The following is an 11365-nucleotide window of genomic DNA, read 5'->3' as shown; positions in this document are numbered from 1 at the left end:
GATAGGTCATTGGCAGGCGGCTTCGCCCGGACTCAGCCAGGAGAAATCAGCATGAGGGGAGTGTTCTTGATGTCAGCGGCATTGCTCGCCTTGGCGGGGTGCAACGACAATGCCGATCCAGCCAAGTCCAAGACGGATACTACGAACAGCCAGCCCGTCGACAAGAATCCCACGACGGACACCAACCCGACGCCGCAGACCAGCACCGGCGGCGACCAGCAAGGTACGCAGCCAACCCAGCCGGCATCTCCCAAGCCAAGTGGTGGCTAGGCCTATGGAGCGGCGCAACGCAATAATCTCGCTGGTGATAGCGGCGGTCATCATTGTTGGTTTCGTCGTGGGCTTTTTCTACGTCGATATGGGCTGGCAGACCTCGCCGCTGAAACGCGCGCCGGAGCAGAACCAGGGCGGCAATGCCCCCGCGGATACCGCCCCGGCTGCCGGCGTCCAGAAAAATCCCAGGGAAAACACGGAAATGCCGGGGCAGCAGTGATCGACGGCCGGCAGCAACAGGCGAGGCGACGTCGCGGTGACGGTGCCGAAGTGAGTTCGATACAGCACGGATCTGGAGTGTGGATGATGGGCATCCTTTCCGACCTCGACAAGAAACTGACGGACAACATGTACGAGCATGGCAGCGAATTCACCGATGCGGGTTCGGATCTGCCCGAAGCAGTCGTTGAAGCGGTCGAACGGCTGATGTTTTTCATCCAGCCCGACGCGCGCGACACAGTCAGAACTCAGGTTCTCGGCCTCATTCACGAATACAGAATCCAAGACGCTCCGAACGGGGATCGCCCCGCCTGACCTTCAGCTTACGCTGATGCGGCAATTGAAACCGATCGGGACCTGGCTCGCCGCCTCGTGCTCCGGATCGGCGGGCGCGGTCGTTGACGGACCCGACGAATGCTCTAGATCAGATTTACGCCGGCCACGGTTTTGTTGGGTCGGGGGAGACTATTCGGTGGCGCACCAAACGCCTAATTTAATCGTTAGACGCCGCTATCTCAGGCTCGACTGCTTGTGCTTGCTGTCGATGATGTTGTCGGCATGCTCGTCTTCCGATCAGATCGAGCAGCAATCACGAACAGCGGCCTCCGCATCGCAGACCGTGTTGATGGCGCTGGACGCCTGGGCGGCAGGGGCGGCGCCGACCGCATACACGGCGGGTACGCTGCAATCGATCGGCAAGACGCTTGCCGATGCCGGGGCGCAAATCCGGTCCGCCGAAACCAGTGAACCCGCCGAGCAAGCTTCGCTGACAAAGGCAGTCAACGATTTGTCGGTCGCGGTGGCACGTGCAGAGGCCGGATTGCAGGCGGGCGACCGGCCGGAAGTCCAAGATGCGCAACAGGATCTACGGCTGGCGTCGCGTTCGCTCGCTACCGCCTACGCCAACTATTTCGCGCCGAAGCCATGAAGAAGCTCTTGGAAATATCCCTCGGCGTCGTCACCAGCGTCGGCGGCTTCCTCGAAGTTGGGTCCATGGCGACGGCGGCGCAGGCAGGCGCGATGTTTGGCTTCCAGTTGATCTGGGCGGTGGTGCTCGGCACCATCTGCATCATCTTCCTTGTCGAAATGTCCGGCCGGTTCGCGGCCGTGAGCCATCACACGATCTCCGACGGCATCCGCGAGAGATTCGGCTTCAACGTCTTTCTATGGCCGTTGCTTGCCGCCCTGCTGGTCAATTTCCTGGTGCTGTGCGCCGAGATCGGCGGCGTCGCCATTGCACTCGAATTTGCCACCGGCATAGGCTTCCAGTGGTGGGCACTGCCGGTGGCTTTGCTGGCGTGGCTGCTGCTTTGGAAAGGCACGTTCGGCTTCATCGAGAAGGGCGTATCTATTCTCGGTCTGGTGACGCTGTGTTTCGTCGTCGGAGCGGTGATGCTGAGACCCGATTGGACGGCAGTCGCAAGGGGCGCCGTGCCTTCGCTGCCGGTCCACGATGCCGCCAATTACTGGTTCATGGCGGTCAGCATTCTCGGCGCCTCGATATCGCCCTACCTCTTCATGTTCTATTCCTCGGGGGCCATCGAGGACCGGTGGGACAAAGGCTATCTCGGAGCCAATCGGGCCATAGCGGGGTTGGGCATGACTTTCGGGGGGACCATCTCGATCGGCGTGTTGATCGTGGCCGCTCTCGTGCTCGCCACGCATGGCGTCACCCAAGTGGACGACTATCACCAATTGCCGTTGATGCTGATACCTATATTCGGCTTCTGGGGCTTCGTGCTGTTTGTTGCCTCCCTCGCCATTGCCTGCTTCGGTGCCGCACTAGAGGTCGGGTTGCAACAGGCCTATCTTGTGGCCCAGGGTTTCGGCTGGAATTGGGGCGAGGATCGCAAGCCGCGCGACGATCCGGGTTTCAGCGCCACCTACACGATATCATTGCTTTTGGCGGCTATTCCCATCGCGCTTGGTCTCGATCCGCTGAGGCTCACCATCTTCTCCATGGCGCTGACGGCAGCCAGCCTGCCGCTGACGGTCGTCCCATTTCTGTTTCTGCTGAACGACAAACGTTATGTCGGCGAGCATCGCAATGGCATTTTGTCGAATGCCGCCGTCATCTTCATCATCGCGCTCGGCTTCGTACTGGCGGTGGTGACCATCCCGCTGCAGATATTCGGAGGCACATGATGAAGTTGCTGCGTGATCTCCTGGACAAGCAGGTGGTCGACCGCGAACAGGTCAAGATCGGCAAGGTCGACGGCCTGGTGGCGGAGTTGCGGCCTGGCAAGCCGCCCCGGATCATTGCCATCGAGCTCGGCTCCATCACCCTGGCGCGTCGCCTCGGCGCACGGCCCGGGCGCTGGATGGCGCGGCTCGCGGTCAAGCTGGGTGGCAGGCAACATGGCGAGCCGCATCGGATCGCCTGGCACAAGGTGAAGGATATCGGCATCGATATCGAGTTCGACATCGATGTGCGAGAAACGTCGATCTTCGCCTGGCAGGACTGGTTGCGCGACCATGTCATCGGGCGCATTCCGGGAGCTTGATGATGATCACGGTTAATCTCGAGCATCTGGCAGGGCGGCGCGTACTCTCGCAGCGCGGCAAGAATGTTGGTTATATCGAGGAGATCCGCGCCGAACGGGATGGTGACGATTTCGTCGTCACCGAATTCCATGTCGGGGTCTACGCTGCTTTCGAGCGTCTTTCGGCCTCGGCCATAGGCGTGGCGGTGCTGGATCTTTTCCGATTGCGCCGCCGCGACGGTCTATACCGTATCCCTTGGGACAAGCTCGACATCTCCGATCCCGCGCGACCGCGGCTGCTGTGCCCAATGACTGAACTCTCAGGCATGAAGGGCGAGCCAGACCTCCAGGAGTAGGTCGTGGTGCCGCATCGTCGGGATCATTCTCAGCGCAACATGCCTGCCGTCAGGAAAACCACGGCTGCTACCAAAACGACAGCTGCGATCACCAACACCGGCCAGTTGCCGCCAGGCCGCAGCTCCGGCTCGCCTTCGACAGGGCGCATGGCATCGGCAAAGCTGGCATCGTTTTCGAACTTTGGGCGAGTCCGCGGCGGACTTGTCCCAGCGACCGGGTTTTGTGTGTTCGCGGCCTCTGCATCTGTCTCAAGCGGGGCAATGGCGGGATCGAACCCCGGAGTCTTGTCCTGCGTAACTCCTGCCTGAACTTCGCCTCTGGCCGCGGCAGGCGCGGGACCTGAAACCTTAGCCATGCTCTCTCCCCTTCGAACCAATCTCGGCAGAGTCGCACTTGCAGGCACCGGCGAGGCGACCCACCACGGTCAGACTTGCTCGCTCAGCAGAATCCTGGCGTCCTTGGCCGCAACGATGAACGCCTGTCGTGCGGCCCTTGTCGGCTTTTCGCCTCGCATGACGGCAAGGCACGCTCTGATCGCGGCAAGACGCCTCTCGGATGTCGGCTTTGGCCAGTCCCGCAACAGCACTTCGGCTGCGTCCGACACCGAAACCACAACCCTGTCGCGGTCTATCCGGCCAGGTTGAATGATAATCGGCTTTCTGAAATGTCCAGTACGCACATGCCTCTCCAGCGGGATGCACTCTATTCGACACGTCGCTGCAAGACTGCGCGTCGCGACGCGTTTAACTCCGCACTCGTCGATTTGTTCCAGAGCATCTGGCGTTTGAAACAACTAGCCGATGGCCATCCGTGCGCCCTGTCCCAAGACTTACAGCAGATCTTTCCGAAGGAAGACTCGGGCATGTCCAGGGATCCCGAATTCGACTTTGCCGAATTCCTCGAACCCGTGCTGCATGTAGAATAGCGGCGCCTGGAAACTGCTCGTCTCCACGACGGCCTTCTTGCAGCCCCGCCGGATGGCTTCTTCCTCGATCGTCGTGAGAAGTTGTGAGCCAAAGGATTGGCCACGCAACTGCTCAGGCAGGAAGAACATGTCGAGAAACAGGAGCCCAAGCTCCGTCCTGCCCCAAAGCCCGCCCCAGGTCTTTCCTGACTGGTCGCGAAGCTCCGCTCCGATATCAGCTCGGTCGTCGATCCCGGTCTGTGCGATGTTGTATTGATAGAGCGCTGCGGCGGCCTGCGCTCTTTCATCGTCGCTATAGGTCAAAGTGGTTGTAAATCTCTCGGATCGGAATGACATGCATTTTCCTCCTGGTGGGCACAGGCATGAGATCCGCCGGCAACGTCGGTCACGGCCAAGATGAACTCGTTGCCAACGCCAGAAATAAATCCGGCATCCATCTCGGGCGCCTTCGAACGCCGTGGGCTTTGTCTGATGGTCTTCACAAATATTACGTGAGGGAACGTTCGCGCCTTACTCGTCTTAGGCAATCGAGGCGGTTGTCGTCTCGCGGATTGTGAAGGAGAAGAACAATGCCTAATCAAGGTGGTAGCCACGAACAGCACGTGAAGGCAGGCCAGCAGAGCCACAAGAACGCCGACAACAAAAACCGTCAGCAACAGCAGGCCTCTGGTGGTGGTCAACGGCAGCAGGGCGATGAATCCGGCATGCGTGGTGGAACCCACGAACAGCATGTGAAAGCTGGCGAACAAAGCCACAAAAACCGCTGATCGCGTGTGATTTCAGCAGACCCACCCCGAAGTATCGGGGTGGGTCTGATTGCATCTGAAGGGTACCGACGAAGAGGGCGCGAGGCCGGGTCGCGAAGTCGCCCGGCGGCTTGGCGCCGGGGCGACGACGCCCAGTCAGGCAGCTTGCTGCAGGGCGCGCTCATTGACACCGCCTTCGCCCAGCCCGGAAAGCGCTTCGTCCGTCGCGACCTCCTCTTTCAATGTCTCGTTGAGGAGCTTGACCACGTCGCTCTTGCCAAGCTGTTCAGCCCACGCGACCAACGTGCCATAGCGCGCGATTTCATAGTGCTCGACGGCCTGTGCCGCGCCGACCAGTCCTGCATCCAGCGCCGGGTCACCCTTGTATTCGTCGAGAATTTCCGACCCTTCCTCAAGAATGCCGTCGATCGCCGGACAGGTCTTGCCGCGGGCCGGTTTGTCCATAAGTTCGAACACTTGCTCGAGCCGATCGACCTGGCCTTCGGTTTCCATGCGATGTTTCTCAAAGGCTGCGGCCACCTCCTCGGATTCGGCGCCCTTTGCCATCTTCGGCAAGGCTTTGAGTATCTTCTTTTCAGCGTAGTAAATGTCCTTCAGCCCATCGAGGAACAAAGCCTCCAGTCCTTTTGTCGTCGCTCTTTTTGCAGTCGCCATGATTTGTCTCCCTTGGATTGTCATGAAAGCTCACCGGCGGTGTAGCCATGGACTAACTTTCCATGGAAGCAGTTGTTCCCTGGGCGCGACTCGGAAGGGGCAGCACGCCAAATACCGCTTTTGTCGAGAGCCGATCGCTATCAAAAGGCGATGGACGACGACGGTGTGAGAATCGCCGGCAGTGACGGAGAGCACCGGGGTTCGTCGCGCCATATGGAGTAGATGGGAGTTCATATACGAAATCATATTTACATATAAAACAAATCATGATGATCTTGCAGTCGTGCAGCGCGGCTAAGGTGGTTGGTTCCGGCGTACATCGCTGAGCCTGAATGCCAGCAGATGATCGTGCGCAAATGAAATCAACATGATGTCGCGGTCGAGTCAGCCGTGCATTGATCGGATGTAGGGAGTGCGGCATGCCCTTTGATGTCATCGTTATCGGAGCCGGCGCAGCCGGAGCTGTTCTTGCTGCCCGGCTAACCGAAGATGCTGCCACGAACGTGCTTTTGCTGGAAGCGGGGCCGGACTACCGGAGCGGCGAGCAACCTGCCGAGATGGCGAGCCCAAATCCCTTCAACCTGCTTCTTCCCGACCATTTTCAGCAACAATACATGTTTCCCGACCTGATGGCTCGTCGCACGAAGCGGCAGGAACACCGGGTCTACTGGCGCGGCAAGGGGCTTGGCGGTTCGACGGCCGTCAATGGGCAGATTGCCATTCGCGGTGTGCTCCATGCATTCGACCGCTGGGAGGAAATCGGATGCAAGGGCTGGTCGGGAGCCGACGTGCTGCCCTTCTTCTGCCGCCTGGAGGATGACCCGATCGCGGCCAATTTTCACGGCAGCGGCGGCCCGATTCCGATCTACCGCGCGCCTGTCGAAAGCTGGGGCAGCGTCGACAAGGCCATGCGCCAAAGCGCGATGGCTCTCGGCCATCCCTGGCATGACGATCTCAATGCTCCGGATGCCGAAGGGGCTTGCACCTATCCCATCAACAGTCGAGCCGGCAAGCGCGTGTCGGTCAATGACGGCTATCTGGAAGCTGCCCGCGACCGGCCGAACCTTACCATCATCGGGCAGGCGACGGTGGACAAGGTGCTTTTCGATGGCAGGAAAGCGATCGGCGTTTTGGCCATCGTGGCCGGGCAGGTTCGCAAATTCGAGGCGCCGCTGGTCATCGTCTCGGCCGGCGCCATCCACTCTCCGGTCATCCTGCAGCGCTCGGGCATCGGTCCTGCGGCTCTCTTGAAACGAAAGGACATCGAGGTGCTTGCCGACCTGCCGGTCGGCGAAGGTTTCTTCGACCATCCTTATTGCCGCATCGAACTGAAGCTGAAGCCGGGATTCAAGGCGACCGATCTCGACGCGCGGCATACCAACTGCTGTGTGCGGATGAGTTCGGGCGTGCCGGGCGCTGAGCGCGACGACATTCTCTACGTCGCCATGAACCATGGCGGTATCGGCGTGGAGTCCGACAGCGCCCAGTTCGGCGAGGCCATGGTCAATCTGATCCTGATGGAGGCCAAGAGCCGCGGCACCGTGCAACTGCGTTCCGCCAACCCTTTCGACCAGCCGCTCGTGGAAGAGAACATGCTGGACGATCCAATGGATCTCCAGCGCATGCGTATCGCCTATCGCCACCTTGGCGAGATTGCCCGGCAGGCGCCGATCCAGGCGATCGCCGAGCGCGTCCTGCTGGGGGATTCCGATCTGCCTTTGTCATGGCTCGAAACGGCAAGCGACGAGGAGGTCGACAATTTCCTGCTGGCGCAGTCTTCCGATGCGCAGCATGGGATCGGAGGCTGTTGCATGGGAAGGCCCGGCGAGGCCGTGGTCGATCCGGAATGCCGGGTCTACGGTTTGGAAGGACTGCGGGTTATCGATGCGTCGATCATGCCGCTCGATTGCCAGGCAAACACCAATCTCACCTCGATCATGATTGGCGAGAAAATGGCCGACAGCCTGCGCCGGTCCATCTGACAGCTCAAGGGCAAGCCCGCGCACAAGGCGCGGGCCTTGGATGTCAGCGGGTGATATCCACGGTAATCGTCTTCAGGTCGCACATTTCCATCAGCGTGTGCCGCCCACCGGTGCGACCGAGGCCGCTCTGCGTCCCGGCGGCGCCGCCGGCAGGAATATGCGGCTCCCAATAGCAGCTCATCTCGTTGATGTTGACGATGCCGACCTTCAGGCTTTCAGCAAAGGCAAAGGCGTTCTTGATGGTGCTGGTGAAGACCGCGGCCGACAGGCCGTAGGGGCTGGACGCCGCAAGTTCCATCGCCTCCTCATCGGTCTCGAAGATCAGCACGGGTGCGATCGGCCCGAAGGATTCCTCGACATTGAGCAGGCTTTCCCGGGTCAGTCCTGTGACGATCGACGGCTCGAAATAGAGATTGGTGGCAAAACCCGACGCCACATTGCCGCCGGTAACGATCTCGGCGCCACGCGCGCGGGCGTCCGCGATGTGGCTGAGCACCTTGTCGACGGCCACCGCATTGTTGATCGGACCCATCGTCGTCGCGGGATCGAAAGGGTCGCCCATTTTCACCTGCGCGGCCGCTTTCACGAGACCTTCGATGAAACGGTCATGGACGGATTTATGCACCAGCACGCGTTCGGTGGCCGTGCAGATCTGCCCGGCATTGGCAAAGCAGCCGGCCCCGACCTGGGCGGCGGCCATGTCGATATCGGCATCGGCCAGCACGATGGTCGGACCGTTGCCGCCCATTTCGAGCAGAAGCGGCTTGCCCGCTCCACGCCGGGCGATCGTCGCGCCTGTGACAGAACTGCCGGTGAAGCCGATGGCATGGGTGCCCGGATGAACGACCGCCTCGTCGCCCACCTCCGCACCGTCACCCAGAACGAGATTGATGGCGCCGTCCGGCAGACCCGCCTCGATGAAGCATTCGACAAGTGCCGTGGCAATCAGCGACGTCGTCGGCGCCGGCACCCAGACGACGGTGTTGCCCGTTGCGATGGCCGGTCCGAGATAATAGAGGCAGGGCAGCGCGAGCGGGAAATTCCAAGGTGTGATGATGGCAAAGACACCCTTCGGCTGCAGGAAGCTGAAGGCGCGCTTGTTGGCATCGGCAAGCGGAAACGCCGCCGTCTCCAGCCACTTCATCTGCTCTGCCGCATTGCGGAAACCGAGAGCTGCCGCCGATGCTTCGGCCTTTGCCTCGCTGTGGAAGGGTTTACCCTGTTCCAGGCAGAGCAGGCGCGCGAGTTCCTCGGCGCGCCTGTCGATCGCGTCGGCGATGCGCATGCACAGCTGAGCCCGCGCGAAGGTTCCCATCTTGCGCATGGCCTCGCGTGCGCCTTCGGCGGCTTTCACCGCGCGGCCGACATCGGCGCGGGTGGAAAGTGAGAGATAGCCGAGGTGCTCGCCCGTCGACGGACTGTCGATTTTCAGGAATTTGCCGGAGCTGCCGGCAATCCACTCGCCGCCGATGCGGTTGATGCCGATGCGGGCGGCTGCTTCCGGCTCCGAGACGATCGCCATGCCGCGCAGGTTGGGGCCTTCGAGAGAAGATTTGAAATGGACTGTCATCATGCGTTCCTTTGGCCGAATTCGGATTGGATGTTCAAAATGGCGGCGCGGCTGCGTTCCACGGCTGCGATGAAAAGTCTGCTGCCGGCCTCCGCGCTCGCCTGCGACGGCGTACCGATGACGCCATTGCCGCGGATGGCTTCGAAACGGCGCCAGACGGTGACGGCCGGCGCGGCGTAAAGGTGAGGATCCGGCCAGGATGGCGGGGTGCCGCCCGGCGGGATGAGATCGCGGCGAACGCTGTCGCCAAGCACATGCATCATCAACGAGGTTTCAAGCGCGCAAGCGTGACCGGTGCCTGTAGCGGCATCGGGCAGGGCCTCCGCCGCCACGTCGGCGATGAGATCGAAATACGAGAAACCCGCGGTGACGATGCCACGCTGGCCAAGGGTGGTGATCGCCACCTGGATCGCGGCGCGGTTTCCGCCATGGCCGTTCAGCATGACCGGCAGGAAGCCGTCTTCGGCAAGGCAGGTGCAGAGATCGACGAGAACGGCGATGAAGGTCTGCGGGCTGAGGCTCATGGTGCCGGAGAAGGAGCGATGATGCTCGGACGAGCCATAGGCGAAAGGTTCGGCGACACGCATGGAGGCCTGTCCTTCCGCCGCGGCGAGCGCAACCGCTTCCGCAAGCCAGCAATCGACGCCGAGCGGCAGATGGGGGCCATGTTGCTCGACAGCGCCGAGCGGCAGAATGACGACGGGTTTATGCACGCCGGCTGTCGCGTGTCTTTCCGTATCCGGCGAGGTCATCAGCGCAAAGCTGGACCCAGGCGGGATCGGCAATGCCGGAACTGGCTCGCTCATCGTGCTGCCTCGACAAGCCGGGCCTTGGCGTAGGTCATGCCGGAATCGGCCAGGAGAGCGACCATGATGATTGCCCCCTTGTAGAGTTCGAGGCTGGACGGGTCCGTGCCGAACACCCGAAGCGCCGTCGTCAGCAGGCTGACGATCAGGGCGCCGACGACCGCGCCCCACACCGTTCCCCGTCCGCCGAAGATACTGGTGCCGCCGAGCACGGCAGCGGCGATCGCGTCCAGAAGCAGCGAGGTACCACCGATATTGGGCGTCACGACAGGCACCCGGCTGATCATGATCACAGCCGTCAGGAAGACGAAGATACTGGAGGCGCAATAGACGAGGATCGTGTGTTTCGTCACCGGGATGCCGGCAAGTTCCGCGGCCCCGGCATCCGACCCGCATAGGTACGCAGCCCGAAACGGCTGTGCCGCATCAGGATTGCTGCTACGGCGACGATCAGCAGTGTTGCGAAGATGACATTGGGAATGCCGAAGCTGCGCTCGATGCCGACCGCGCGAAGCGTCGGATCCTGCAGCATCAGGACGCCTTTGGAGGCAACCGCAAGCGTTGCGCCCTGCAGCGCGACCATTGTGGCCAGTGTCGTCACGAAGGGCGGTATCTTCAACAATGCGATAACGGCGCCGTTCGCGAGGCCGATCACCACCATCACGGCAAAGCCGACGAGCAGGGCAAGCGGCAGGCCGGCGCCGCCGTCGATCAGGCTGGCGATGAAGACGGCGCAGAAGGCGACGCCGACGCCGGCGGACAGGTCGATGCCCGCCGTCAGCAGAACGATCAGAGCCCCAAGCGCCAGGATGGAGATGGGGGTCGCCTGGGCGACGATGTTGATGAGGCTGGCGGTTGAAACGATGCGGGCGTCGATGAGCGCGAAGATCGCCAGCAGGATGACCAGCAGGATCAATGGCGAGAGGTCGAGAAAGCGCCTGCACCAGATGTTCTGTTGGCGGGTCATGAGGATCCTCTCATCGGATGTGCCAATCTTCGACCGGTTCGCGCAGGCCTGATTTGACGCTGCGCAGGATCGCATCATTGACGGCGACGGCGCGCAGGGCGTCGCCGACCGGCATCACGAAAGGGGTGTCGTCGCGAACCGCCGAAATGAAATGGTGGACCTCCTCGAAGAGATCCCCGGTGATACGGCCATTGACGGTCGGCCAGTGCAGGGCGTCGGGTTGCGACCACTGTCCACGCGACAGGATGCGTAGACCGTGGTCGCGGACGTCGAGGTCGATCATGCCTTCCGTGCCGATGATTTCCGTGCGTGCCCAGATGCCGGTCGGAACGGTCGGTGGCAGCGTCCAGCCGAAATAGAGC

16 protein-coding genes and 1 pseudogene are annotated in these 11365 nt (G+C 61.6%); 9 read left to right on the top strand and 8 right to left on the bottom strand.

The features are described 5' to 3' along the window. The 7 genes from EN750_RS05515 to EN750_RS05485 all read left to right on the top strand — a co-directional run. On the top strand, positions 1-270 hold a 270-nt coding region (locus EN750_RS05515; protein ID WP_245482626.1), incomplete at its 5' end, for a hypothetical protein. Between the two features lie 4 nt (positions 271-274). After that, a complete protein-coding gene (locus tag EN750_RS05510) occupies positions 275-493 on the top strand; it encodes a hypothetical protein (RefSeq protein ID WP_013533184.1) in 219 nt (72 codons plus the stop codon). Between the two features lie 83 nt (positions 494-576). Continuing rightward, positions 577-807 carry a hypothetical protein gene (locus EN750_RS05505; RefSeq protein WP_127395836.1) on the top strand — a complete coding sequence of 77 codons (231 nt, stop codon included), beginning with the start codon at positions 577-579 and terminating at the stop codon, positions 805-807. A gap of 229 nt (positions 808-1036) precedes the next feature. Then, positions 1037-1420 (top strand): hypothetical protein, encoded by a 384-nt coding sequence (locus EN750_RS05500; protein WP_245481900.1) that lies wholly within the window; start codon positions 1037-1039, stop codon positions 1418-1420. Continuing rightward, entirely contained in the window at positions 1417-2637 is a 1221-nt protein-coding gene (locus tag EN750_RS05495) for an Nramp family divalent metal transporter (RefSeq protein ID WP_127395834.1), read from the top strand. The genes EN750_RS05500 and EN750_RS05495 overlap by 4 nt, the downstream gene beginning before the upstream one ends. Next, on the top strand, positions 2637-2996 hold the full coding sequence (locus EN750_RS05490; protein ID WP_127395840.1) for a hypothetical protein: 360 nt from the start codon (positions 2637-2639) through the stop codon (positions 2994-2996). Before EN750_RS05495 ends, EN750_RS05490 begins: the two co-directional genes overlap by 1 nt. A 2-nt stretch (positions 2997-2998) precedes the next feature. Further along, a complete protein-coding gene (locus EN750_RS05485; RefSeq protein WP_127395839.1) occupies positions 2999-3331 on the top strand; it encodes a hypothetical protein in 333 nt (110 codons plus the stop codon). Positions 3332-3360: 29 nt separating this feature from the next. Here EN750_RS05485 and EN750_RS05480 read toward each other — a convergent pair whose 3' ends face one another. The 3 genes from EN750_RS05480 to EN750_RS05470 form a co-directional block, all read right to left on the bottom strand. Further along, a complete protein-coding gene (locus EN750_RS05480; protein ID WP_127395833.1) occupies positions 3361-3687 on the bottom strand; it encodes a hypothetical protein in 327 nt (108 codons plus the stop codon). A 69-nt stretch (positions 3688-3756) separates the two neighbouring features. Further along, complete coding sequence (locus tag EN750_RS05475) at positions 3757-4011, bottom strand: DUF982 domain-containing protein (RefSeq protein WP_027036315.1); 255 nt, start codon at positions 4009-4011, stop codon at positions 3757-3759. 150 nt (positions 4012-4161) lie between these two features. Then, positions 4162-4560: a GNAT family N-acetyltransferase gene (locus tag EN750_RS05470; protein ID WP_245463656.1), complete on the bottom strand. Its 399-nt coding sequence runs from the start codon at positions 4558-4560 to the stop codon at positions 4162-4164. A gap of 266 nt (positions 4561-4826) precedes the next feature. Between EN750_RS05470 and EN750_RS05465 the strand changes: the two genes are divergently transcribed. Then, a complete protein-coding gene (locus EN750_RS05465) occupies positions 4827-5024 on the top strand; it encodes a hypothetical protein (protein WP_127395832.1) in 198 nt (65 codons plus the stop codon). Between the two features lie 135 nt (positions 5025-5159). On the opposite strand, the gene EN750_RS05460 is transcribed toward EN750_RS05465, so the two are convergent. Then, positions 5160-5678, bottom strand: a complete 519-nt coding sequence (locus EN750_RS05460) for a ferritin-like domain-containing protein (protein WP_127268257.1) — start codon at positions 5676-5678, stop codon at positions 5160-5162. A gap of 419 nt (positions 5679-6097) precedes the next feature. On the opposite strand from EN750_RS05460, the gene EN750_RS05455 reads away from it, so the two are divergent. Then, positions 6098-7660, top strand: a complete 1563-nt coding sequence (locus EN750_RS05455; protein WP_127395831.1) for a GMC family oxidoreductase N-terminal domain-containing protein — start codon at positions 6098-6100, stop codon at positions 7658-7660. A gap of 43 nt (positions 7661-7703) precedes the next feature. Here the strand turns inward: EN750_RS05455 and EN750_RS05450 are convergent, their stop codons facing one another. The 4 genes and pseudogenes from EN750_RS05450 to EN750_RS05435 all read right to left on the bottom strand — a co-directional run. Next, a complete protein-coding gene (locus EN750_RS05450) occupies positions 7704-9230 on the bottom strand; it encodes an aldehyde dehydrogenase family protein (protein WP_127395838.1) in 1527 nt (508 codons plus the stop codon). Next, complete coding sequence (locus tag EN750_RS05445; RefSeq protein ID WP_127395830.1) at positions 9230-10036, bottom strand: creatininase family protein; 807 nt, start codon at positions 10034-10036, stop codon at positions 9230-9232. The genes EN750_RS05450 and EN750_RS05445 overlap by 1 nt, the downstream gene beginning before the upstream one ends. Beyond that, a pseudogene (locus tag EN750_RS40480) lies at positions 10033-11003 on the bottom strand (ABC transporter permease). The gene EN750_RS05445 and the pseudogene EN750_RS40480 overlap by 4 nt, the downstream one beginning before the upstream one ends. A 10-nt stretch (positions 11004-11013) precedes the next feature. After that, the coding region (locus tag EN750_RS05435; RefSeq protein WP_210212727.1) for a hypothetical protein at positions 11014-11365 on the bottom strand (352 nt) is incomplete at its 5' end.

The organism is Mesorhizobium sp. M7A.F.Ca.ET.027.03.2.1 (assembly GCF_003999175.1).
Taxonomy (GTDB): Bacteria; Pseudomonadota; Alphaproteobacteria; order Rhizobiales; family Rhizobiaceae; genus Mesorhizobium.
Note: the sequence above shows the minus strand (reverse complement) of the source record. Positions and strands in the feature narration are given on the sequence as shown.